The 24,665-nt window shown below is 54.7% G+C and carries 22 protein-coding genes and 4 tRNA genes; 5 read left to right on the top strand and 21 right to left on the bottom strand.

Features of this window, described 5'->3' with window-relative positions; genetic code table 11:
• Positions 1-125: 125 nt before the first annotated feature.
• Genes yigB through DK872_RS24910 form a run of 5 tightly spaced genes read right to left on the bottom strand, consistent with a single transcriptional unit; the run spans position 126 to position 3,509 of the window.
• Positions 126-842, bottom strand: a complete 717-nt coding sequence (gene yigB / locus DK872_RS24930; protein WP_007369163.1) for a 5-amino-6-(5-phospho-D-ribitylamino)uracil phosphatase YigB — start codon at positions 840-842, stop codon at positions 126-128.
• Positions 842-1,744: a tyrosine recombinase XerC gene (xerC, locus tag DK872_RS24925; protein ID WP_007369164.1), complete on the bottom strand. Its 903-nt coding sequence runs from the start codon at positions 1,742-1,744 to the stop codon at positions 842-844. The genes yigB and xerC overlap by 1 nt, the downstream gene beginning before the upstream one ends.
• A complete protein-coding gene (locus tag DK872_RS24920; RefSeq protein WP_007369165.1) occupies positions 1,741-2,448 on the bottom strand; it encodes a DUF484 domain-containing protein in 708 nt (235 codons plus the stop codon). Before DK872_RS24920 ends, xerC begins: the two co-directional genes overlap by 4 nt.
• A complete protein-coding gene (gene dapF, locus DK872_RS24915) occupies positions 2,445-3,269 on the bottom strand; it encodes a diaminopimelate epimerase (RefSeq protein ID WP_007369166.1) in 825 nt (274 codons plus the stop codon). The genes DK872_RS24920 and dapF overlap by 4 nt, the downstream gene beginning before the upstream one ends.
• Positions 3,270-3,305: 36 nt before the next feature.
• Complete coding sequence (locus DK872_RS24910; protein WP_007369167.1) at positions 3,306-3,509, bottom strand: lipoprotein; 204 nt, start codon at positions 3,507-3,509, stop codon at positions 3,306-3,308.
• Positions 3,510-3,646: 137 nt separating this feature from the next.
• On the opposite strand from DK872_RS24910, the gene cyaY reads away from it, so the two are divergent.
• Entirely contained in the window at positions 3,647-3,967 is a 321-nt protein-coding gene (cyaY, locus tag DK872_RS24905) for an iron donor protein CyaY (RefSeq protein ID WP_007369168.1), read from the top strand.
• A gap of 43 nt (positions 3,968-4,010) precedes the next feature.
• Here the strand turns inward: cyaY and cyaA are convergent, their stop codons facing one another.
• Positions 4,011-6,554 (bottom strand): class I adenylate cyclase, encoded by a 2,544-nt coding sequence (gene cyaA, locus DK872_RS24900; protein ID WP_161518934.1) that lies wholly within the window; start codon positions 6,552-6,554, stop codon positions 4,011-4,013.
• Positions 6,555-6,865: 311 nt separating this feature from the next.
• On the opposite strand from cyaA, the gene hemC reads away from it, so the two are divergent.
• The 4 genes from hemC to hemY are packed head-to-tail and all read left to right on the top strand — an operon-like array spanning position 6,866 to position 10,925.
• Positions 6,866-7,807, top strand: a complete 942-nt coding sequence (gene hemC / locus DK872_RS24895; RefSeq protein ID WP_007369170.1) for a hydroxymethylbilane synthase — start codon at positions 6,866-6,868, stop codon at positions 7,805-7,807.
• The gene (gene hemD, locus DK872_RS24890) at positions 7,804-8,544 is read left to right on the top strand and encodes a uroporphyrinogen-III synthase (RefSeq protein WP_035889544.1); all 741 of its coding nucleotides are present in this window, start codon (positions 7,804-7,806) and stop codon (positions 8,542-8,544) included. Before hemC ends, hemD begins: the two co-directional genes overlap by 4 nt.
• A 21-nt stretch (positions 8,545-8,565) precedes the next feature.
• Positions 8,566-9,726 (top strand): uroporphyrinogen-III C-methyltransferase, encoded by a 1,161-nt coding sequence (hemX, locus tag DK872_RS24885; RefSeq protein ID WP_079517125.1) that lies wholly within the window; start codon positions 8,566-8,568, stop codon positions 9,724-9,726.
• 2 nt (positions 9,727-9,728) lie between these two features.
• Positions 9,729-10,925 carry a protoheme IX biogenesis protein HemY gene (hemY, locus tag DK872_RS24880; RefSeq protein WP_007369173.1) on the top strand — a complete coding sequence of 399 codons (1,197 nt, stop codon included), beginning with the start codon at positions 9,729-9,731 and terminating at the stop codon, positions 10,923-10,925.
• 527 nt (positions 10,926-11,452) lie between these two features.
• Here the strand turns inward: hemY and DK872_RS24875 are convergent.
• The 15 genes from DK872_RS24875 to wecA form a co-directional block, all read right to left on the bottom strand.
• Positions 11,453-11,529 (bottom strand) — tRNA-Pro (locus DK872_RS24875).
• Between the two features lie 39 nt (positions 11,530-11,568).
• A tRNA-Leu gene (locus tag DK872_RS24870) sits at positions 11,569-11,655 on the bottom strand.
• Positions 11,656-11,683: 28 nt separating this feature from the next.
• Positions 11,684-11,759: transfer RNA gene (locus DK872_RS24865), tRNA-His, on the bottom strand.
• 69 nt (positions 11,760-11,828) lie between these two features.
• Positions 11,829-11,905: transfer RNA gene (locus DK872_RS24860), tRNA-Arg, on the bottom strand.
• A 102-nt stretch (positions 11,906-12,007) separates the two neighbouring features.
• Positions 12,008-13,393, bottom strand: a complete 1,386-nt coding sequence (locus DK872_RS24855) for an amino acid permease (protein ID WP_035889546.1) — start codon at positions 13,391-13,393, stop codon at positions 12,008-12,010.
• Positions 13,394-13,649: 256 nt separating this feature from the next.
• On the bottom strand, positions 13,650-14,390 hold the full coding sequence (gene wecG, locus DK872_RS24850) for a lipopolysaccharide N-acetylmannosaminouronosyltransferase (RefSeq protein ID WP_007369176.1): 741 nt from the start codon (positions 14,388-14,390) through the stop codon (positions 13,650-13,652).
• Between the two features lie 11 nt (positions 14,391-14,401).
• Positions 14,402-15,754 carry an ECA oligosaccharide polymerase gene (wzyE, locus tag DK872_RS24845; protein WP_007369177.1) on the bottom strand — a complete coding sequence of 451 codons (1,353 nt, stop codon included), beginning with the start codon at positions 15,752-15,754 and terminating at the stop codon, positions 14,402-14,404.
• Positions 15,751-16,830, bottom strand: coding sequence for a TDP-N-acetylfucosamine:lipid II N-acetylfucosaminyltransferase (locus DK872_RS24840; protein ID WP_161518933.1), 1,080 nt, complete (start codon positions 16,828-16,830; stop codon positions 15,751-15,753). The genes wzyE and DK872_RS24840 overlap by 4 nt, the downstream gene beginning before the upstream one ends.
• Positions 16,827-18,077 (bottom strand): lipid III flippase WzxE, encoded by a 1,251-nt coding sequence (wzxE, locus tag DK872_RS24835; RefSeq protein ID WP_079517128.1) that lies wholly within the window; start codon positions 18,075-18,077, stop codon positions 16,827-16,829. Before wzxE ends, DK872_RS24840 begins: the two co-directional genes overlap by 4 nt.
• A gap of 1 nt (position 18,078) precedes the next feature.
• Positions 18,079-19,209, bottom strand: coding sequence for a dTDP-4-amino-4,6-dideoxygalactose transaminase (rffA, locus tag DK872_RS24830; RefSeq protein ID WP_007369180.1), 1,131 nt, complete (start codon positions 19,207-19,209; stop codon positions 18,079-18,081).
• 4 nt (positions 19,210-19,213) lie between these two features.
• On the bottom strand, positions 19,214-19,891 hold the full coding sequence (gene rffC, locus DK872_RS24825; RefSeq protein WP_007369181.1) for a dTDP-4-amino-4,6-dideoxy-D-galactose acyltransferase: 678 nt from the start codon (positions 19,889-19,891) through the stop codon (positions 19,214-19,216).
• A 17-nt stretch (positions 19,892-19,908) separates the two neighbouring features.
• Positions 19,909-21,171, bottom strand: a complete 1,263-nt coding sequence (wecC, locus tag DK872_RS24820; protein WP_071921776.1) for a UDP-N-acetyl-D-mannosamine dehydrogenase — start codon at positions 21,169-21,171, stop codon at positions 19,909-19,911.
• On the bottom strand, positions 21,168-22,298 hold the full coding sequence (gene wecB / locus DK872_RS24815; RefSeq protein WP_071531955.1) for a non-hydrolyzing UDP-N-acetylglucosamine 2-epimerase: 1,131 nt from the start codon (positions 22,296-22,298) through the stop codon (positions 21,168-21,170). Before wecB ends, wecC begins: the two co-directional genes overlap by 4 nt.
• A 56-nt stretch (positions 22,299-22,354) precedes the next feature.
• A complete protein-coding gene (gene wzzE, locus DK872_RS24810; RefSeq protein WP_035889550.1) occupies positions 22,355-23,401 on the bottom strand; it encodes an ECA polysaccharide chain length modulation protein in 1,047 nt (348 codons plus the stop codon).
• A 13-nt stretch (positions 23,402-23,414) separates the two neighbouring features.
• On the bottom strand, positions 23,415-24,518 hold the full coding sequence (gene wecA, locus DK872_RS24805; protein ID WP_007369185.1) for a UDP-N-acetylglucosamine--undecaprenyl-phosphate N-acetylglucosaminephosphotransferase: 1,104 nt from the start codon (positions 24,516-24,518) through the stop codon (positions 23,415-23,417).
• Positions 24,519-24,665: the final 147 nt, after the last annotated feature.

Below are 24,665 nucleotides of genomic sequence, written 5' to 3'. Positions count from 1 at the left end.
TAGTCGTCAGGAATTGAACGAAGCGCCCGATGGCGCTTCGCTTACCGGGCCTACGTTACCGTAGAGCGGATAAGCGTAGCGCCATCCGCCAAAAACCCTGGTATTTTATACAGAACTATTGGTGATTATATCAGCGTCGTGAGGGATGCCAACCGCGAAATTTCCATATGCGGTAACAAACGGCTGTCGGTTGCCTGTAGCAGATCGGTACCTTCCGGTTTGATCCAGCATGCCTGCATGCCGCAACGGATCGCGCCCGCAACATCCGTGGTCAAATCGTCGCCAACATGCAGAATATCCTCTACCGCCACACCAAGGCGATCTGCGGCCAGATGGTACATGTCGCTGAACGGTTTTGAACGCCCGTCCGGCCCGGCGCGCAGCACGAATTCAAAGTAATCGCCCAGCCCGAACAGTTCCGGCTGCGCGTTACCGTTGGTGATCGCCACCAGCGGCCACTTCGTTGCCAGCCTCTTCAGCGTGTCGTGGGTTTCCTGTGGCACATCAATGCGGCTGCGCCATTTGGCAAAGTTAACCATTGAGGCCTGTGCGCCCACAGCGGCTTCCTCGACTGTCAGCCCGGCGTTCAGCATCGCCTGTTCGACAGCGCGTCGCCGCCATTCAGTAACGTCGTGATAAATCTCCGGCTCGGTTTCCCGCAGCGACTGGCGCAAACGCTTGAATTCTTCATTTTCCAGGCCGTTCAGCGCCGGATGATAGCGTTGCACAAACGCCAGCGCTTCCTGTTCGGTACGCTGGATCACCAGCCGGTTGTCGTAAAGAGTATCGTCCAGGTCAAAAGTGATCGCGGAGATCTGACCCAATGGGCGGTAAAAACGCATTATTTCCCCCGTTTGGCGCGCGGGTGCGCGGCGTCGTACACCGATGCAAGATGTTGAAAATCGAGATGGGTATAGATTTGTGTCGTTGAAAGATTAGCGTGACCGAGCAGTTCCTGCACCCCGCGCAGATCGCCGCTCGATTCAAGCATATGTGTGGCGAATGAGTGCCGCAGTTTATGCGGATTCACGTGACTGTTAAGCCCCTGGCGGATGCCCCACTCGGCAAAACGTTTTTGCACATTACGCGCCGAAATTCGTTTCCCCAGCTTCGATAAAAACAGTGCATCCTCTTCCGCGCCAAACAGCCCACGCAGATCGAGCCAGTGCTCGATCCAGGTCACCGCACTGCGACCAATAGGTAAGCGTCGCTCTTTGCTGCCCTTGCCCATTACCCACACTTCGCCGCTTTCCAGATCCAGATGTTTGATATCCAGATTGACCAGTTCCGAAAGACGCAAACCGGCACCGTACATCACTTCCAGCATGGCCCGATCGCGCACGGCCAGCGGATCGTTAAGATCGATATCCAGCAACCGGTTCACATCATCAACATCAATATTCTTCGGCAAATGCCGCGGCGCTTTCGGTGCCGAAATGCCCTTCGCCGGGTTTGCCGGTAGCTCGCCCTGGCTGACCATCCAGTCAAAGAAACTGCGCAGTGCCGAAAGCCGCAGCGCCAGGCTTGCCGGGCCGAGTCCTTTTCGTCGGCTGCGAACGGCAATTGCGCGCACCATTGCAGCATCACATTGTTGCCAGCTTTTCAGGCCGGTTTCACCGGTCAAAGCAATGATGGCATCAAGCTGACGCTGATAATTAAGCAGCGTAATGGGGCTGAGCTGACGTTCAACGCCAAGGTAACGCAGGAATTTGCTAACGGCAGGTAATAGCGGTGAGTCACTCATACGCGCTCGATCCAGCGTTCCAGAAGATCCGGCAGCATCTGCGCTATCTCATCTAAAAGCTGGGTGCCCTGACCTTGTTGGTAATGGTGAACATCACGACTGCTGAACAGCACCACGCCAAGGGAACCGTCCGGCCCCATTAATGACATGGCCACGGAGCCGATTGCTTTCGCTTCCGGCAACAGCAGCAGCAACTCCGGCCCGTTTAATGAGCCAAGATAGTGATGCTGCTGGCCTAAGCGTTGAATGCGCAACGATTCAAAGGCCTGGCGGGAGAGCGCAAGATGGGTGTAGCGGGAAGGCGCGCCCAGACGCCAGCGATCGGGAAACAGGCGGATAGTCGCGCCTGCCAGCCCCAGATCGCGCGCCCAGCGATGAAAACGGTTAAGCATCTCTTCGAGGCTGTTGGCGGATGCCAGCCGACTTTGCAGACGCAGCAGACGATAGAATAACCCTTCGTTTGCGCTCGCCTGCTCCATCAGCAAGGTCATGTTCTCTTCCAGCACATTGATGTGATTGCGCGAGCGCGCCATGTGCCATTCGACGAGAGAAACCGTACCGCGCACCGGGTGCGGCACGCGCATTTGCTCTACCAGCCGCGCATTGCGGATAAAGAATTCAGGATGGTGCAGCAGATATTCCGCCACCGCCTGGTCATCCAGTTCGGCCAACGGCTCCTGCTGCTCTTCTCCTATATGCTTCATAGATGAATAAACCCGTCATAGACATGTGCCGCCGGGCCAGTCATAAACAACGGTTGACCCGGTCCTTTCCACGCGATATCAAGCCGACCGCCCGGTAATTCAACGCGAACATTTTCGGCCAGTAAATCCTGCTGAATGCCGACCGCGACAGCCGCACAAGCGCCGCTGCCACAGGCCTGGGTTTCACCTGCACCACGTTCAAAGACGCGCAGACGAATGTGATCCCGTGAGACGACTTGCATAAAACCGATATTGGCGCGCTCAGGAAAGCGCTCATGGCTCTCCATCACCGGCCCCAGCGTTTCTACCGGCGCGGTGTCCACGTCATCAACCTGAATCACGCAGTGCGGATTACCCATCGAAACAACGCCGCACAGTATGGTTTGCTCCGCCGCCCGCATAATATAGGTCTTTTCCGCTTTGTTGGCGCGGAACGGCACCTGCGACGGTTCGAAGTTTGGCTCGCCCATATTGACGCGTACCAGTTCGTCTTCCGTTACGCTCAATACCATACGACCGTTCGCCGTACTGACGCGGATATCACGTTTATTGGTTAACCCTTTCAGGCGAACAAAGCGGGCGAAACAGCGCGCGCCGTTACCGCACTGCGACACTTCACTGCCATCAGCATTGAAAATACGGTAGTGAAAATCGAGTTCGGGATCGTAGGGAGGCTCAACCACCAGCAGTTGATCAAACCCAACGCCAAGGTGACGATCCGCCAGACGACGGATCAGCTCCGGTGAGAAAAAGACATTCTGCGTTACCGCGTCGACGACCATAAAATCGTTGCCAAGGCCATGCATTTTTGAGAACTGCATCATCTACTCCAGTTGCGCGGATACAGAACGGTAGCGTCAGTAATTCACCTGGCTCGGAGAGCCGTCATCACCACGATCGTTGCTATCCGGAGTGCTCGGCTGGATCGTGCTGGTTTGCGTTTTGGTTGGCGGCGGCGCGTTTTTATCCGCAGGAGGAAAATAGAGCGGCCCCTTCAGACCACAACCCGTCAGGCTGAACAGAGTCAGCAGTACGGCCATCGCGCGAAACACATCTTTCATTATGAGTTGCCTGTAAGTTCGTTCTTTCTGCTTTCTATCATCGCAGGAGAAGACACAAAAGCAAGAGTTTGCTGGTTTAGGGCATCGGGAAATGTTTCGCGTTATACTGCTGCCATCATAAAAAACAGGAAAGCAGAATGAACGACAGTGAATTTCATCGCCTCGCCGACAGCCTGTGGCTCACCATCGAAGAACGCCTTGATGACTGGGATGGCGACAGCGACATCGACTGCGAAATCAACGGCGGCGTCTTAACCATTAGCTTTGAAAACGGCAGCAAAATCATCATCAACCGTCAGGAACCGCTGCACCAGGTGTGGCTGGCGACCAAACAGGGCGGCTACCATTTCGATCTCAAGGGTGACGACTGGGTTTGCGATCGCAGCGGCGAAACCTTCTGGGATCTGCTGGAACAGGCCGCCACGCAGCAAGCGGGCGAAACGGTGACTTTTCGTTAATATTACGCGCCGGATAAGGTGTTAATGATTTATCCGGCACGTATTACGAGAAATATTGCTGCAACAGCGGCGCGTCGCTGTCCTGATTCGCCGGTGTTGCGGTGCTGATCGCCTGATTGCGGAACGGGATCACCTGCGCACGCCCTTCCGTATTCACAATCTGATAGAACTGCGGCAAGTTGAAGTTAATAAAGCTGGAACCGTAGGTGAAGCGGTCATGCGATGACGAGTAGAAACGGCTTACATCCCGCACCAGCTCCTCTTTGCTGCCTTCACAGTGATGATAGACTTCAGCGCGGTTACTCTCATCCAGAATATAGATGTTAAAGCCTTCTTCACCGGTCTCTTCAAAGAAGAACTGAATAATCCCTTCGCTGGCAAAACCATCCACCACCGCCGGTAATTCGACGTGATTGGTTTCAACCTGCACGGAAAGGCCATGCAGTTTGTTATGCGAAATCGCACCATAAAACTCGATCGCGTTTTCCAGCTTCTGTACCGACACATTCAGGCGTTCAAAGAACAGCCCCCAGGTCTGACCCGCCACGCGCAGCGCTTTAAAGCGACCGGTTTCCTGACGCGTACTGGAAAGACGCAGCTCAATACACTCAGAAACCAGTTGCTGGACGCGGGTTCGAATCAGGCCGCGCAGATGCTGGCTGTAGCAGAACACTTCAACGCTGTCCGGCGGCGCCGCATCCTGATGCATTTTGCCGAGAATCGTTTTCAGCGCTTCGATCATCGCCTGCTCGCCGTTGAAATGCAGCGTACGCACCTCATTCCACGAATTACGGTAGAGCAGATCCACGCTTCCGACGAGGCAGTTTTGCTGCTCGCCGAAGCTGAAGACATCAAGCTTACGGAAGTCGAAATGCACCACCTGGTTACGAAACGCCGCAGTCGGGTCGTACTCCAGGTTGACGATAATCGCCAGATGACGGATTTCGCACGGGCTATAGAGTGCTTTCGGGGTCGGCGCAGGCAGGCGCAGCGGGAAGTGATGCGATACATCCGCCACCATCTCCTGCAGCTTCGCCAGATCGACCACATCATTGCCTTTAATAAACAGATGCGTGCGCGAGGTCAGCAACCCGTTAAACCAAGCCCAGGCCACCAGCTTATTCAGATAGCGGTTATATTCCAGCGGCTGATGGCTGACGATGGAGTCCATGTTTGGCGCGCGATTGTACAGATACCAGCCAGTGCGGTTGGCGCGGCCTGGCGGAACATGAATAAAGGTTAAATTGGGTTCGGAGAGATCCGGTGAAATCTGCGGGTTCACCAGCGTTACTTTGCCCGGCAACGCCTCAAAGGCGGCATACAGTTTACGGGTCAACACCCCGATATCCTGCGGGCTGGCGGAAACGCTCAGATTATTACGGCGAGCGAAACGGATCAGATTGCGATAGCTCTGCATCATCGCATCGAGCAGCTCATTGTGCGCTTCGCGTACCTGATCGATTTTCCAGTTGGCGCGATTGTCCAGCATAGCTACGCGCGCATCGTCCCAGCCCCACTCTTTTACCAACTGCGCGATCACTTCACGACGCCAGCCGACACAAGCGCGTTCACGGCTGAGCTTTTCGCACACTTTTAAGTAGAAACATCGACGCGCCAGATCGAGACGGGTGGTGTCTTCGATAGCAACCAGATATTGCGTCACGCGTTCCAGCATCATGCAGTAGTGATCAAGACCGAAGGAGACGATCTCGCCATCATGCAGACGCTGTTTAATATCTTTCGCCAGCAGGCGCGTGTTGGGATATTCCCAGGAATAAGCTTCCAGAAGCAGGGTTTTCAACACTGCTTTGTATGGGGAATCGATACTTTTATAGAGCTGCCAAAGGCTGGCGCCGAAGTACTCTTCCGCCGAAAGGGAACTTAAGCCGCCGAGATCCAGCCACTCATTTGGTGTCAGCACACCCTGCGCATAAAGCGTCATTACGTAGTCGTCGTAATGCTCTTCTTCATCGCCCGGCACCATATTCCAAAGAATACGTTTCCCGGCAAGACGCACGGCGGTGCGGTAAAATTCGTCAAGCAACAGTATATGCTGCGTCGAGCCACAATCCTCGCCGCCGAGACTGCCACTTTCGTTATGGCGGAAACGGTTTTCATCAATCAGGAAGAAGCTCACTTCCACGCCCAGCGACGCGGCCCAGCTTTCCAGCAGGCTGCATTTTCGCTGCAACAGTTGCCGCTCTTCGTTATCAAGCCAGGATTGATGACATACCCAGATGTCCAGATCCGAAGAGCAGCTTTGCCCAACGGATGACGTGCTACCCATAGAGTAAACGCCGGTGATCGGTAATTCGCCTTTTGGCGACTCCTGCGGCGGCAAACCACGGTGCAGTTCGAGTTCGTTCAGATAGTGAAGTTGGTTTTCATCAGGCGTGTAAAGGCAAATGCCCTGCGGAACGTTACCCTCAAGGTAACCCGGCATCAGCGGATGATGGTAGTGCAGTAATGTCGGCAGCAGACTGTAGACCTGCTGAAAAGCAGGCCCCATGGCAGCAAGCGCGCGTTCCACACGCAGTTGATTGATGGCATCCAGTCTCTGTTTCAGAGTCTCAATATAGAGGTACAAGACATATCGCCTGATGTTTACAGAAAATCCAAAGTCGCCGTTGCCATTTTTCGCCCTTATCTTTATAGGGGTACAGACGAAAAAATGGTCTAAAACGTGATCAATTTAACACCTTGCTCATTGACCGTAAAGAAAGATGCGCTACAAACCAGTGTAGCATCAAACACACTTTGTAAATTCTTAATTACGGCCCGCGCTGCGCCTGTATTGCGGGATGAAGCCTTCACTTCCCCCGGCAATCCACCGCGAACACTGACACCCTAATGCAACAATGTTAGGATGGTCAGCGGACGATAATGACGGTAACAAGCATGTTAGACAATGTTTTAAGAATTGCCACACGGCAAAGCCCACTTGCGCTCTGGCAAGCACAATACGTTAAGGAACGCCTTGAAGCGAGCCACCCGGGGCTGACTGTAGAACTGGTGCCGATGGTCACCCGCGGCGATGTGATCCTTGATACGCCACTGGCGAAAGTGGGTGGCAAAGGGTTGTTTGTGAAAGAACTTGAGCTGGCACTGCTTGAAAACCGCGCCGATATCGCTGTGCATTCAATGAAAGATGTGCCGGTGGATTTCCCCGAAGGGCTTGGCCTGGTGACCATTTGCGAGCGCGACGATCCGCGCGATGCGTTTGTGTCGAACCGTTATGCCTCGCTGGACGAACTGCCACGCGGTAGCATTGTGGGCACTTCCAGTTTACGCCGTCAGTGCCAGTTGGCGGAACGACGTCCGGATCTGGTGATCCGTTCCCTGCGCGGAAACGTCGGTACCCGCCTGAGCAAGCTGGATAACGGTGAATATGACGCCATTATCCTCGCTGTTGCAGGCCTTAATCGCCTCGGTCTGGCTTCACGCGTACGCATGGCGCTGCCGCCGGAAACCTCGCTACCGGCAGTCGGTCAGGGCGCGGTCGGCGTCGAATGCCGCCTCGATGACACACGCACGCGCACGCTGCTCGAACCGCTGAATCACCAGGACACTGCCGTGCGCGTTAAAGCCGAGCGGGCGATGAATACCCGTCTTGAAGGTGGATGCCAGGTGCCAATTGGCAGCTATGCTGAACTGATCAACGGCGAGATCTGGCTGCGCGGGCTGGTAGGTTCGCCAGACGGTTCAATCCAGGTACGCGGTGAACGCCGCGGCAAACCGGAAGATGCGGAACAACTGGGGATCTCGCTGGCGGAAGAGCTACTGGAGAATGGTGCCCGCGCCATTCTGGATGAGGTTTATAACGGAGACGCACCTGCATGAGCATTCTGGTCACTCGCCCATCTCCAGCCGGAGAAGAATTAGTCAGCCGGTTGCGCACACTTGGGCTGGTGGCCTGGAGCTTTCCGTTAATCGAATTTACGCCAGGCCGCGAGCTCGCTTCATTACCCGCGCGGCTTGCTGCTCTAACCGCAGACGATATGGTTTTTGCCCTGTCGCAACATGCGGTGACATTTGCTCACGCCCATTTACAGCAGCTTGGTTTGCGCTTTCCTCCTCAGACTCACTATTTCGCTATCGGCCGCACTACAGCGCTGGCGTTGCATACCGTCAGCGGCATTGAGGTGCGCTATCCGCACGATCGGGAAATCAGTGAAGTGTTGCTACAATTACCTGAATTACAAAGTGTTCAGGGTAAGCATGCGCTAATCTTACGGGGTAATGGTGGGCGCGAAGTGCTGGTGGAAACGCTGGCGGCGCGCGGTGCTGAAGTTGAATTTTGCGAATGTTATCAACGCTGTGCAATATTTTATGACGGTGCTGAAGAAGCGATGCGCTGGCATACGCGTGGCGTGACGACACTGGTGATCACCAGCGGCGAAATGATGCAGCAACTGTTTTCACTTATTCCCCCCTGGTATCGGGAAAACTGGCTACTTCGCTGCCGCCTGGTTGTGGCGAGCGAGCGTCTGGCGCACCTCGCCCGGGAACTGGGCTGGCAGGACATTCGGGTCGCTGACAATGCCGACAACGATGCGCTGCTTCGCGCATTACAATAACTCTCATAATGGGAAGCCATAATGACGGAACAAGAAAACTCCTCCGCCGTGGTCGAAGAGACCAAAGCGGCTGACGGCGCAACGCCGCCGCCGGAGAAAGCAGAGAAGAATAGACGCGCTAACAGGACCAGCCTTGCGCTCAGCGCGATCGCCATCGCCATTGCGCTGGCGTCAGGTGCCGGGCTTTATGGCTGGGTAAAACAGCAAGTGGAGACACTGCATAGCAATAATGGCGAGATCGCCAACCAGGTTATCGCCTTACAGCAATCGCAGGATAAGCAGCGCGCAGAGCTGGAAAGCGTGATTAAACAACAGGCAGACCAGCTTGATGCCGCCAAACGTCAGAACGATGTACTGGCGAAGCAGCTTGATGAAGTGCAGCAGAAAGTGGCGACCATCTCCGGTTCTGATGCTAAAACCTGGCAACTGGCGCAGGCTGATTTCCTGGTGAAACTGGCGGGCCGCAAGCTGTGGAGCGATCAGGATGTCACCACCGCTGCCGCGCTGTTGAAGAGCGCCGACGCCAGCCTGGCGGATATGAACGATCCAAGCCTGATTACCGCGCGTCGCGCCATCACTGACGATATCGGCAGCCTGTCGGCCATCACGCAGGTGGATTACGACGGCATTATCCTCAATCTGAACCAGCTTTCGAATCAAATCGATAATCTGCGTCTTGCGGATAATAACGATGATGATTCACCGATGGACGACGACAGCAGCGAGCTCTCCGGCTCGATCAGCGAATGGCGCGTCAATCTGCAAAAAAGCTGGCAGAACTTTATGGACAGCTTTATCACTATCCGCCGTCGCGATGAAACGGCAGTACCGCTGCTCGCGCCGAATCAGGATATCTATTTGCGTGAAAACATCCGTTCACGTTTGCTCGTCGCCGCGCAAGCCGTTCCGCGTCATCAGGAAGAGACCTACAAGCAGGCGCTGGATAATGTTTCTACCTGGGTACGCGCGTACTACGACACCGACGATGCGGCCACCAAATCCTTCCTTGAGGAAGTAGATAAGCTGAGCCAGCAGACGATCGCCATGAATTTACCGGAATCCCTGCAAAGCCAGCCGATCCTGGAAAAATTAATGCAAACCCGCGTACGCAATCTTCTGGCGCAGCCTGCCGTGACGTCTGAACAGGCGCCGGCCAATGCGGCCGCAGCGCAGGGAGAATAAGCATGCTGAAAGTATTATTGCTCTTTGCGCTGTTGATCGCCGGGATCGTACTCGGCCCTATGCTTGCCGGGCATCAGGGTTACGTGCTGATCCAGACCGATAATTATAACATTGAAACCAGCGTCACCGGTTTAGTGATCATTCTGGTACTGGCGTTGGTGGTGATCTTTGCCCTCGAATGGGTGCTGCGTCGCATTTTCCGCACTGGCGCGCATACCCGTGGCTGGTTTGTGGGCCGCAAGCGTCGTCGCGCGCGCAAGCAGACGGAGCAAGCGCTGCTCAAGCTGGCGGAAGGCGACTATCAGCAAGTTGAAAAGTTGATGTCGAAAAATGCCGATCACGCCGAGCAGCCCGTGGTTAATTACCTGCTGGCGGCCGAAGCGGCGCAGCAACGCGGTGATGAAGCCCGCGCCAACCAGCATCTGGAGCGCGCAGCAGAGCTGGCGGAAAACGATCCCATCCCGGTGGAAATCACCCGAGTACGTCTGCAACTGGCGCGCAACGAAAATCATGCAGCTCGTCATGGCGTGGATAAATTGCTGGAGATCACCCCGCGTCATCCGGAAGTGCTGCGCCTGGCTGAACAGGCCTATATTCGCACCGGCGCATGGACTTCTCTGCTGGATATCATCCCTTCGATGGCGAAAGCCGATGTCGGCGACGATGATCATCGCGATGTTCTGCAACAGCAGGCATGGATTGGCATGATGGATCAGGCGCGTGCGGATCAGGGCAGCGAAGGTCTGAAAAGCTGGTGGAAAAACCAGAGCCGTAAAACCCGTCAGCAGGTAACGCTACAGGTGGCTATCGCCGAGCACTTGATCGAGTGTGACGATCACGATACTGCACAGGAAATTATTCTTGATGGCCTGAAACGTCAGTATGACGATCGTTTGGTGATGGTGATCCCGCGGCTGAAAACCAATAATCCGGAGCAGATCGAAAAAGTTCTGCGCCAGCAGATTAAAGCGCAGGGCGATCGTCCATTGCTGTGGAGTACGCTGGGCCAGTCGCTGCTGAAACATGGTGAATGGCAGGAAGCAAGCCTGGCCTTCCGCGCAGCGCTGAAACAGCGCCCGGATGCGTTCGATTACGCCTGGCTGGCAGATTGTCTCGATCGCATGCATCAGCCGGAAGAGGCCGCGCTCATGCGCCGTGATGGTCTGCTGCTAACGCTGCAAAATAACCCTCCGGCCTGACGGCCAGCCAAAAAAAACGCCTGCCGGAAAGCTCAGGCAGGCGTTAAAACAGGTCTTTGACAACTAATGGGTGCTTCACTCAACGTTATGTCCATGGTGTTTGATGAGGCCGAAGCGACATCTGTCAGTGGACGATAAGCACCGTAAACGGCTCTGCATCATTCCTGAGTTTATGAAGCCAGAAGGCGAGCATAAGAGATGGAATGAGCATCTACATGAATATTATTGCACGTATCATGCCAGGCTTGCACTCTCAAATGGAACACAGTGCAAACTTTTAATAACCCAATAAATTCAACCCTCTCAGGACATCCTGCCACCCTCTTCACCGCGATCGTCGTCACAATTTGTCGCCGCAGAACGACATTTACCGGGTGAATTATATTATTTATTTGAATTCAATAGATTAGATGTCTCCCGCAGGCGACAGTGTGGAAAGAGGTTGTCGTCGATAAACAACAGGCAGAAAAAGCGGGAATTAAAGGAACGCAGAAAACAAAAAACCCCGCTTTCGCGGGGTTCAAAATTGGTCGGCGAGAGAGGATTCGAACCTCCGACCCACTGGTCCCAAACCAGTTGCGCTACCAAGCTGCGCTACTCGCCGTTTTTACTGCTTTTTGAATTTTTTGTTCAATTTAAGTTGTGGTGCGAGGGGGGGGACTTGAACCCCCACGTCCGTAAGGACACTAACACCTGAAGCTAGCGCGTCTACCAATTCCGCCACCTTCGCATTCCACGAAACTTGTACTGCTAAATAATGGGGTGGCTAATGGGACTCGAACCCACGACAACTGGAATCACAATCCAGGGCTCTACCAACTGAGCTATAGCCACCACTGTAAATCTTTTCACGCGGTATCATGACGAATCACGAACCACCGCAGCTCAAGCGCCGGGTTTAAATGGCGCGCCCGACAGGATTCGAACCTGAGACCTCTGCCTCCGGAGGGCAGCGCTCTATCCAGCTGAGCTACGGGCGCGTAGCGCCGTTGCGGGGGTGGATAGTACGGACTTCGGGCGCGGCTGTCTAGTGCTTTTTTTAAGAAAATGCGCGTTTGGTTATGCTTTGCGCATTTTGCCTCTTATTCACCCACCTGCTGTGTAACCGCGTGTCGATTGAGGCCAAATACCTTATATGCCAGGGTTACTGCGGCAAGGAAGATAATGCCGACAAACAGCGACATACGAGTATCGTCATTGAACCCCATACCGATCAACACGCACACCAGGAACGCCATCGTCAGCCAGTTCGCCCACGGGAACAGCATCGAGCGGAACGGATGCGTGGCAATCGCCGCTTTGTGCGCTTTACGGAAACGCATCTGGCTAATCAGAATCACGAACCACGGCACCATTCCCGGCAATACGCTGGCGCTATAGACATAAACAAACACGCGCTGCGGGTTAGGAATAATGTAGTTCAGGCACGAACCGATCAGCAGAATAATAATAGAAATGGTCACACCCGCTGCCGGAACGCCGCTTTTTGACACTTTCGCTACCGCAGACGGTAACTGGCGGTTCTTCGCCAGCGCGTAAAGCATACGACCGCAACTGTACATGCCGCTGTTACAACCCGAGAGCGCAGCCGTCAGCACCACAAAGTTGATGATACCTGCCGCTGCGGTAATACCGATTTTGGCAAACGTCAGCACAAACGGGCTGCCGTTGGTGCCGATTTCATTCCACGGGAAGATGGTGACGATAACAAAGATGGCACCCACATAGAAAATCAGGATACGCCACAGCACTTTGCTGACCGCGCTACGCAGCGTTACCTGCGGGTTTTTGGCTTCACCGGCAGTAATACCGATAAGCTCAACGCCCTGGTAAGAGGCGACCACGATACAGAGCGCGGTTAAGAAGCCTTTCCAGCCACCGGCAAAGAAACCGCCATGTTCTGTCAGATTGCCAAAGCCAATCGAATGACCGCCGTTGCCAAAACCGAAGAAGATCACGCCCAGGCCAACAATAATCATCACGATGATGGTGGTGACTTTAATCATGGCAAACCAGAATTCAATTTCACCATAAAGACGCACGGCCGCAAGGTTGGCCAGCGCCACCAGCGCTACCGCAATCAGCGCGGGGATCCATTGAGCAAGCTCGGGGAACCAGAACTGGACATAAACGCCAATGGCAGTAATTTCCGAGATCCCTACGGCCATCCACATAAACCAGTAGGACCAGGCCGTCAGGTAGCCGAAGAAGGGGCTCATATAACGATGCGCGTAAACGGCAAAGGAACCGGCTACCGGCTCAAGAAACAGCATCTCGCCCATTGAGCGCATGATAAAAAAGACGAAAAGACCGGCGATGATATACGCCAGCAATACCGATGGGCCCGCCCACTTCAGCGTACTGGCGGCCCCCATAAACAACCCCACGCCAATGGTGCCGCCCAGGGCGATTAATTCGATGTGACGAGACTCCAGACCGCGCTGAAGCTCCGGTTTATTTTCAGCCATAAATCCTCTGTTGTGTTTGCTTCTTTCTTACCCGCTCCGCGGGCTATTGTTATGAGTTTTTCCTCAGCTCATAACAGGCCATGCTGCACCGGCCCGGAAATGGCTGGCGCAAAAACGCCGTGGCACTGCAAATGAGTGAGCGAATGGTTTCTTAAATTGCGGGAAATGGCAAACGATGTATAAGAAAAATCGACCCGATGCACAATAAAACAGCAGCTGGAAGGAAAGCGGCAGCGTGAAACGCTGCCTGATGAGGTCAGAATTTTCCGCTGTAGTGCCAGCGTAAATAACGCAGTAAACGGAGCTGGCGTTTGAGCCGCGTAGGCTGCGAAAGCAACCGGTAGAGCCACTCCAGCCCCAGTTGCTGCCAAATCTTCGGCGCACGCTTTACATGTCCGGTAAAGACGTCATACGTCCCGCCAACGCCCATAAACAAGGCATCGGCGTAAACAGCGCGGCAGTCACGCATAAAAATCTCCTGCCGTGGCGATCCCATCGCAACGGTGACAATTTTCGCTCCGCTGTCCCTGATACGCGCAAACAGCGCCTCACGCTGATCCGCCGTAAAATAACCATCCTGGCTACCCACGATATTGACCTGCCACTGCGCGCGCAGTTTCTGCTCGGTTTGCGCCAGCACCTCCGGTTTTCCCCCCACCAGAAATACAGGCGTACCTGACTGCCCGGCACGCATCATCAAATGTTCCCAGAGATCGGCACCGGCAACGCGTGAGACCTGCGCCTGCGGAAATTTCTTGCGCAGAGAGCGAACCACGCTAATACCATCAGCATATTTAAACTCTGCCGCCTCGATCAGCGCACGCACCACGGGATCGTCTTCCACAGTCAGCAGTTTTTCGGCGTTCATCGCCACCAGCGTGCCGCGTTTGATTTCTCCGTCAGCATAGAGGTAATCCAGCGCGTGCTGCATATCGCGCCAGCCGATGAGTTTCAGACCGCGCAGGTCATACAGCGGCGCAGCCGTCTTGTCCGTCATGTTATTCCTTTTTACACCTGGGAAAGGGGGTTCACTGCGCGCGCACTGCGATTACGTATCAGGCCAGCGCTGTCGAACAACCAGTACAGCAGTTTCGCCACCAGCACGCAGAAACCGAAAACGACGAGGAAGAACACCACGCGGGAAGCGAAAGCATCCAGTCCCTCACGCGCCAGCACGATCATATTGAAGATAGCGCCAAAGCAGAAACTGTGCAGGATCGCCGCTTTATAGCGGTTTGTTTCCCGATTGCCAAGTTTATACACCCAGTCAAACCACTTAATGATAAGACCCACCACCACCGCACCGAACGGAATAAACCAGACACCGCCCATCACCACCAGCGATCCAATCAGCGTCGGAGAGATAGCCAGCCCTGAGTGGTTATTCAGCACTTCCCAGGTAAAATAATTCGCCGAGTTCAACACAATACTCGGGCGGCCATGCCACAGCCAGGAAGGGATGAAAACGTAGAAATCGCGCACAATCGGCGCCAGTCCCTGAAAATCGATCTTGTCGTAGTTTTGCAGTAGCAAAGACAGATTTTCCCAGGGAGAAAAGGTATCGCGCGTCAGATACAAGAAGGTATAAAAGGCTTCATCACCGCTGACATTAAGCCCGTAGCGCTTCAGCGCCAGCCAGAACATCCCGACAATCCCCAGCACGCCCGCCGCTGCCAGCATCCACAGCGAAATCCAGCCGCGAATAATGCCGATAAACAAGAAGATAGCAAAAGCGATAATAATATTGGCGCGTGTGCCGCCGACGATCATGTACGTCAACAAACCAAATGCGACGGTGCTGACGAGGAAAAACAGCCATGCCTGCGCGCTCTGCCGCAGGAAATAGACCACCAGCATGGCCGGAATAAAGAAATAAAAGAAGCGTTTCAATGCAACACCGGAAACTTCGCTGGAGAAGATCTGGCTATAGGATTGCAGACGGAACAGCAAAAACCCGTTGTGCATGAAGAAGATGCCCACGCTGACCAGCGCGATAACCATCAGCATGATCCACGTCAGATGCGCCTCGACCCGATTAATGGTAAACAGCGGGCGGCGCGATACCTGCTCGCTTTTCGCCCGCAATCGGGTTTTGTACGTCACATAATAAATCGCGTAGAAACAGGCCGCGGCCAGCAGCGACTGCATCATCACGCCCGGCGGCGCGACGCCGACATTGAAGCGGAACACCAGGAGGCTGGTGAGCGGGAACCCAAAGAAAAACGTCAACAAAAAGAGCAGTGAAAAGAAGACGTTAAAATTGAACCGAACCCGGCGGAACTCAAACCAGGTTAGCGTGGCGATAAACAGCGTTGCCACCAGCCAGAGGATCAACAGACCGCAAAACTCAAGTGGACTCATCCGGCGATCCCCGCAGCATTGCGCAGCGCCTTATGCCAGAGCGCAATATAGTTTGGACTGAAGAAGGTGATGGCGTTTTTATCCACCGCGATCAATTGCCGCCGGGCTTCGCGAATCACCGTCTCATTCAACGCATCACCGGTAAACAGCACCGGAATATCTTCGGCCACCATATCGCGCCAGAACGGGTTTTCCCGGTTAAGCACACACGGCACCCCGGCCTGAATCAGCAAACAGAGCGTACCGATCCCCTGCTGGCGGGCAAAAATAAAATAACCCAAATCACACTGCCCGAGCAGCGACAGATAGTCATCAAAAGCCATTTTCTCACGCAGAATACGCAGGTTTTCGGCGCTGAATAATGCCAGACCGGCACGATTTACCGCATCGATATAGCTGTCATTATTGGCCGGGTAGCCCATCGGCACAATGATATTCACCGTATCGCCGAACTGGCGGTGGATAGCCTCCAGCGCGGCAATATGTTCATTACTCGGATCGCCGGAGTTACCCACCAGAATCGTCAGCTTACCTTCCCGCTGCAACTCATGTGCCATGGTATTCAGCGCTGGATCCATACGCGTCGGGAAATAGAGCAACTCCCCGCGCACCGTGGGATTACGTTTCCCGTACCACGACAGATCGCCGCGGGTGGCAAAAACGCAGCCTACGCGATGCTGCGCCAGCCTGCGCAGCGGATAAAAAAGACGGAATTTGAGGCTGTGCGAGACTACGTACAGATCGGCGCCCCAGACATGCCAGTAAAATTGCTCGCGTTTGATAGCGCCGCGCAACAGCGCCAGCCACAGGCTGAAATTGAACTGGCCGTGGAAGAAAAAACGCTGTTGCCGATCCACTTTTGCACGCGCAACGACGGCTTTCGCCAGCGCCTTTTTGTCCGCATAAAAGTGCAGCGTCAGCGCCGGGTATTCCGCACCTATTTCCGTGTCGCTGCTGGCAATCATAAACTCGCGGGCATGCGCGCCCGACGCAGCAAGATGATCGTTAAAGAAGCGTAATACGGTCTGGTTATGGTGTGGGATATCCGATCCCAGTACGTGAATCAGTGCAGTCATGCTTTCTTTCGCCAAATCAAAAACGCGCCACAACAGAGGGCGAAATAAATAATGTAAGTTGCCATATAGGCCTGTGCCGCACCGGCAGCACCGTGCGCGGGAATAAACCAGCGCGAGAACAGCGTGAGCAGAGTGAACTGGCTGATTTCCGCCAGAATGTAGAAGCGTAACGACGCTTTGGCAATCACCAGATAACCAAAGACGTAAGCGCCCACTTTCAGTACATCCCCAACCAGTTGCCAGGCAAAGAGATCGCGCATGGCGGTAAACTTGTCGGAAAACAGCAGCCAGATCGCCACATCACGCAACAGCCACACCGTCAGGCTCACCGCCGCCACCGCTGCCAACACGAAGCGCAGCGATTTCACGATTTCGCGCGAAATCTCCTGTTTTGTCGCCAGCCTCGATAAAGTAGGTAGCAAATAGACACTAAACGAAGCGGTAATAAACTGAAGATAAGCATCGGAAATACTGCTCACCCCTTGCCAGATCCCCACCTCTTCCCAGCTATAATGCGCCGCCAGCAGGTTTCGCATCATCACATAGGCCAGCGGCAACGTTACCGATGTAATCAGCGCCATCAGCGTAAATTTGCTGAGCTGACCGGCTAAACCGTTGTCCCAGCGCGGCGCGAAGTACGCCAGCGGCACCGAACCGCGTCGAATCAGCAGCAACACAGCCGGGATTAGCACCAGCGCCGGAACCAGCGCCATTCCCAGCAGCGCGCCCTGGTAACCGCCAAGCTGGAAACAGAGATACCAGGCCAGCACGCCAACCACGCTGCCGATAATCAGCGACAGCGCATTGCTGGCGGCATCGCGAAAGCCTTTCATCACCGCCAGCAGCAAGTTCGCCCATGCAATACCGAACTGCACCAGCGCCACCAGCCGCACCAGCCCCTGAAAATCAGGATGGCCAAATAAGCCCTGGCTGACAGGCGCAGCGGCAAGCAAAAAAACGAGCGCCAGCAGCGTTGAGAAGCCCAGCACCATAGCTGACGATGTGCCAACAACCGCACGCAACCGCGCCGGATCATCGTGATACTGGGCGACGAATTTAGTCACGCCATTGAAGATCCCGGCGCCAGCCAGCACGCCCAGCACGGTAATCAACTGGCGGAAGTTACCAGCCTGCCCGACACCTGACGGCCCGAAAGCCACCGCCAAAAGTTTGACCACCAGCAAGCCCGCGCCAATTTTGACCAGCGTGCTTGTCGCAGTCCATACCGATGCTTTTGCCAGCGACATGTCAGCGGAAATAGCTCAGAAGGGTGCTGATAACCGTGCGCTGGTTAACCGGCGCCAGATTGTAAAACAGCGGCAGGCGAAGCAAACGCTCACTTTCCACCGTGGTGTAGCGATCTTCGCCGTGGAATTCGCCAAATTTTTCCCCGGCAGGCGACGCATGCAGCGGAATGTAATGGAACACCGCCAGGATCTCCGCCTCTTTCAGAAAAGCGATCAGCGCACGGCGATCGGCTTCATCACGCAGCTTGATGTAGAACATGTGCGCATTGTGGCCGCAATCTGCCGGAATGGTCGGCAACGTAATGCGCCCGGCGCGCGCCAGCGGTAACAGCGCGTCATAGTAGGTTTGCCACAGCGCCAGGCGCTGCTGATTAATGCGATCTGCCGCTTCCAGCTGCGCCCAGAGATAAGCTGCCTGCAAATCCGCCATCAGGTAACTGGAGCCGATATCCCGCCAGGTGTACTTATCCACCTGTCCACGGAAAAACTGGCTGCGGTTAGTGCCTTTCTCGCGGATAATTTCCGCCCGCTCCACCAGCGCGCGATCGTTAATCAACGTCGCGCCCCCTTCGCCGCCAGCGGTGTAATTTTTTGTTTCATGGAAGCTGAAGCAGCCAATATGACCGATAGTGCCAAGCGCACGTCCCTTGTAGGTGGACATCACGCCCTGAGCTGCATCTTCGACCACAAACAGGTTATGCCGTTTGGCGATATCCATGATGGTATCCATCTCGCAGGCTACGCCCGCGTAATGCACCGGTACAATCGCCCGGGTTTTATCGGTAATGGCCGCTTCAATGCAGGTTTCATCGATATTCATCGTATCCGGGCGAATATCAACAAAGACGATTTTTGCCCCGCGCAGTACAAAAGCATTGGCAGTGGAAACAAAGGTATAGCTCGGCATGATCACTTCATCACCGGGCTGAATGTCCAGTAGCAGCGCGGCCATTTCCAGCGACGCGGTACAGGAGGGCGTCAGCAGTACTTTCGCGCTATGAAAATGCTGCTCCATCCACTGCTGGCAGCGACGGGTAAAACCGCCATCGCCGCACAATTTACCGCTACCCATCGCCGACTGCATGTAGTCGATTTCCGTGCCTACTACCGGTGGTGCATTGAAGGGGATCATAGAGTCACCTGTATAACCACAAAGCGGTGCTTTCCACGTTCGCGCCGCTCTGAATATATCGTTTAAGTGCCGCAGTATTCCCAAGCTGGGTCGCGACACGCACAAGAGTCAGTTGCCGCTGTCGCGCCCAGTGACACGCAGCCTGCATTAATTTTTCTCCGACGCCGCGCCCGGCCAGCAGGCCGATACGCGCCTCCTGCCCGTTAAGCTGACGCAGAGAAACAAAGCCCGCAATTTCGCCATTTTCACCGCGAAACAGCAGACATTGATGGTCAAATACGCCTTTTACTGCGTTTTCTATCCACTGCGCATAAAAGCGCCCGCTTGCATCAGGCGCATACCAGGGCGCACGAAAACGGCTCTGCACGAAGATCCCGGCTGCCAGACGGCGTAATTCAGGAATATCGTCGGAGGTGGCCACGTCGGCAGCGGGATCAACACCCTGCGGCGATACCGTCAGCGAAAAGTCGATCTCGCCCTCTACCAGTTGAAAGCCAAGCGCTTGCAGGGCGTCCAGTTGTGCGGTTTGCGACGCCGCCAGCTTTACCTGCACGCGTTCCCAGGCGCTAAAATCCGTCACGCTCAGCGCAGGAGCCGCAGGTTGCAGGCGGACAATCGCACTGCGCACACCAAAAAAGGCGCTTTCCCAGGCCAGCTCTTCTAACGTTCCGTGAATTGCCATTTCGTCTCCTTTACGCCTTAGCGCCAGACGCCTTTGGTATCCACGATGTAGCGTTGCGTGATGCGGCTACTCTCTACCGCTTTAAATTCGTTGTGATCGACCAGCAGCACCAGCACATCGGCCTGCGCCAGCGCATCCGCGGTATTCACCAGCGACGCAAGGCTGCTCAGCGCTGCCGGAAGTTGATGGATATTCGGCTCGACAACCAGCGTTTCCCCGCTGTGCCACTGCGCAATATCACCGGCAATTTCCATCGCCGGACTTTCGCGCAGATCGTCAATATTCGGTTTAAACGCCAGCCCGAAGCAGGCGATTTTTATCTCGCTGGCGCGTTTACCGCTGGCTGTCAGGCAATCGGCAACGGTGGCTTTAACCTGGTTCAGTACCCAGTGAGGTTTATAATCGTTCACCTCGCGCGCCGTACGGATAAGCCGCGCCTGCTGCGGGTTCTGCGCCACGATAAACCAGGGATCGACAGCAATGCAGTGCCCGCCAACGCCCGGCCCCGGTTGCAAAATGTTTACGCGTGGATGACGATTCGCCAGACGAATCAGCTCCCAGACATTGATCCCCTGTTCGGCGCAGATCAACGACAGTTCGTTAGCGAAGGCGATGTTCACATCGCGGAAACTGTTTTCGGTGAGTTTGCACATCTCAGCGGTGCGGGAGTTGGTCACCACACACTCACCCTCAAGGAAAATCTTGTACAGCTCGCTGGCGCGCGCCGAGCAGACCGGCGTCATACCACCGATCACGCGGTCGTTCTTGATCAGCTCTACCATCACCTGCCCCGGCAGCACACGCTCCGGGCAGTAAGCGATGTTCACATCGGCCGTCTCTCCCGCCTGTTGCGGGAAAGTGAGATCCGGTCGCGCTGCGGCGAGCCAGTCAGCCATCTGCTCTGTTGCGCCGACGGGCGAAGTGGATTCGAGGATCACCAGCGCGCCTTTCGTCAGCACCGGCGCAATGGATTTGGCTGCCGCTTCGACATACGTCATATCGGGTTCGTGCTCGCCTTTAAACGGCGTCGGCACGGCAATCAGGTAAGCATCAGCCGCCACTGGCGTCGTGCTGGCCCGCAGATAACCGCCATCCACCGCCGCTTTGACCACGCTACTCAACTCTGGCTCGACAATATGGATTTCACCACGGTTAATGGTGTCCACAGCGTGCGAGTTGATGTCGATTCCCACGACCTGTTTGTGCCGGGAGGCAAAAGCGGCAGCGGTAGGCAGGCCAATGTAACCGAGGCCGATCACGGAAATGGTTGTAAAGCTCATAGTGTTATCCGATTGTTTTTAAGTGCGTGCAAAATGCGCCCACAGGCCTGTCCATCGCCATAGGGGTTGTGCGCATGGCTCATCGCTTGCCAGGCATCGTTATCGCGGAGCAGGCGCGTGACCTCTTCCACAATGCGCTGGCGATTCGTGCCGACCAGCTTTACCGTTCCCGCTTCGATGGCTTCCGGACGCTCGGTCGTATCCCGCATCACCAGCACCGGTTTACCTAATGAAGGCGCTTCTTCCTGAATACCGCCGGAATCGGTGAGGATTAGCCAGGCGCGATTCATCAACCACAAAAACGGCAGGTAATCCTGCGGCTCAATCAGGCTCACGTTTTCAACATGGCCCAGAATTCGGTTTACCGGCTCGCTGACGTTGGGGTTCAGGTGTACCGGGTAGACAATCTGCACATCATCATGTTGCGCGGCGATATCCGCCAGCGCATGGCAAATCTGTTCAAACCCACGACCAAAACTCTCGCGGCGATGCCCGGTGACAAGGATCAGCTTTTTGTTGTCATCAAGGAACGGATAGCGCACCGCCAGCTCTTCATAGCGGCCGGAAGTATTCATTACGCTGTCGCGCACCCAGAACAGGGCGTCAATCACGGTATTGCCCGTCACAAAAATATGGTTGTCGGCAACGTTCTCGCGCAGCAAATTACGGCGAGAATTTTCTGTCGGCGCAAAATGATACATTGCCAGGTGGCCCGTCAGGGTACGGTTGGCTTCTTCGGGCCAGGGCGAAGAGAGATCGCCAGTGCGCAGCCCGGCTTCCACATGACCAACAGGAATACGTTGGTAAAAAGCAGCAAGGCTCGCTGCAATGGTGGTTGTCGTATCGCCGTGCACCAGCACAACATCCGGGCGGAACGATTCAAGAATTGGTTTCAGCCCCTCAAGAATACCGCAGGTGATTTCCGTCAGCCCCTGTCCGGGGCGCATGATATTCAGGTCATAATCCGGAACAATCGAGAAAAGGCTCAACACCTGATCCAACATTTCCCTATGCTGCGCAGTGACGCAAACTTTCGCCTCAAAGTCAGGATCTTTTGCCAACGCATGTACCAGCGGAGCCATTTTGATAGCTTCTGGTCGTGTGCCGAATACGGTGAGTACTTTCACAACGATTCTCTTTGTTTTAGAGGATGAAGGCCCCGCGCCTTCATCTCAGGCGTCGCTTAATGTATACGGCGACGTGTTAATGCCACCCCGGCGCCGACTAACACCCCAACGATACCCCAGATGATCATCAGGAAAACACGGCGCGGGCTGTCGCGTTTCACCGGCTCCTCCGGTGTACGCAAGTAACGATAAGTCTGGAAACGCGGATCCAGCGTAGGCCCGACGTTAAGTGTATTCAGCATCGCCCGGTTTTGATCATAGTCCAGATCGAACTGAGGCCCCACAGCCTGTAAGTTCTCAAGGCGCGCCTGCAACATCGGGCGGCCTAACATAAACAGTTCCGAATCGGGTAACTCGTCGGGTGGAACCTCGGTTTCATTACGCGAAATATTATGCTGCTCGGCCACCTTCAGCGCCTGCTCAACATTATGCAGGCGACGGTTGTAGATCGCTTTCGCCACCTCTTCCTGGCGTTTAACCTGGGCTTTCATCTGGATGGTACGCGCGGCCCATGCCCCTTTCAGCTCATCGTTTAAATGGCTGGCGGCACGCTGACTGGCGAAAGCCACATACTGGCGCAACAAATTGTTCGCATCCGGCGCGGTTTCAGCAATCAGCTTAACGCTATCATTCAGATTGCGGGCCGCATCGCCCGGCGTGTACTGGATATTGTTGATTAACTCATCCAGCGTTGCAGCATCAGCTTTACTGTTCCCGACCAGACGCTGCTTGTAGTAGTCCGTCTGCAACCAAAAATCACGGCGCGTGTCCCATGAAGCCAGTTGCACAACAAACTCTTTATAGGATTCATCCATTACCGAAGGTTGTTCGACAGGCGCCAGATTCGCCTTCACATCCAGATTACGTAAAAACTGTTGCTGGGAGTAAAATCCGCCAAGCATGTTAACCGTAGGGCTATCCGTAATGGCCGTCGCACTCCATTCCTGCCGCGCAAAGAAAGTCCAGGCCAGCGCAATCAATGCAAACAGCAGCGCCATCCCCCCAATCCACAGTTTTCCTGCCCACAAAGTACGAAACAGTCCTCGAATATCCAGCTCATTTTCCGTACCCGCTGAAGGTGTTCCCGACAATGGTTGAGTCATCGCTTTCCCGGATTTACTTGGTTAGTGTTGATTTAGACGCGCTGTGACGGCGCATTCTGCGTTTAACTCGTTTCATTAAGCGCGCGACTTTCCAGGCGCGTTTGATGCAGTAACCGTATAAGAAGAACGCCAGCAAAAACAATGCCAACATTACCCATTCAGGAATAAAATGAAGGTACTCCGTCACGACGCCAATGCTGGCGAGTATTGCCGCAGCGAGCGTGATGAGCACAAATGCCTGACGGGAACTGAAACCCGCCCGCATGATGAGGTGGTGAATATGCTGACGATCGGGTGAGAACGGACTCATACCTTTACGCAGACGTCGGTAGGTAATCGCCACCATATCCATCAAGGGGATAGCAATAATCCATAACGCCGTCACCGGGCTTATCGGGTGGGTCTTACCCTGAGTCGTTTCCAGTAAAATCCAGATAATGGTGAAACCAATCAGCGTGCTGCCGGCATCGCCCATAAACACTTTATAACGCCGCCCCAGCAGGCCAAGGTTGAGCAGAATATAGGGCAGAATTGCCGCGATCATGGCAAAGCACCACAGCGCCAGGCTGGTCTGGCCATCAAACCATAAAATAATACCAATCGCCGCAAACGAAACGCAGGAAAGGCCGCCGAGCAGGCCATCAATGCCGTCTACCATATTAAATGCGTTAATTGCCGCCCAGACAGCAAACAGCGTAAGCAGATAGCCAAACGGCCCCAGCACCATCTCCCACGATCCAAAGATGTAGCCGAGGCTGCTAAGGTAGAGATTACCGGCCCACATCATTACAACGGCAATCACCGTCTGAATAGCTGCGCGAGTTTTGACGCTGATATCGAAACGATCGTCCAGCGCCCCGACAAACGCCAGCACGCCTGCGCAGGCAAGATAAAGACCAACGTGGGGAATGTAGTAGTCTGTGATGCTGAAAGTGAAGCAAATCCCGGCGTAAACTGAAATACCACCAACCAATGGGATTAGTCCCTGGTGTCGTTTTCGGGAGTTAGGTTTGTCTACCAGGCCAACGTGCTTCGCCATTTTTCGGGCGAAGAACAGGAAAACCGTTGTAAACAAGAAAATACCGAATAATTCAGTAATCGCAGTGGATAAACTCACAATGCATGCTCTCAGCAAATGTTGATCCTGGCAGTATAACGACGTTGCTACACTCCATAAAAGGAGAATGCAGGTCAATCACAGGCGTTATTGTTTGCTTTTCAGCCAAATGGAAGGTTTTGACCTTCGAAACGCCATCCAGCCGTC

Source organism: Kosakonia sp. MH5 (assembly GCF_009935945.1).
Classification (GTDB): domain Bacteria; phylum Pseudomonadota; class Gammaproteobacteria; order Enterobacterales; family Enterobacteriaceae; genus Kosakonia; species Kosakonia radicincitans.
This window is presented reverse-complemented; position numbering and strand designations above follow the sequence as displayed.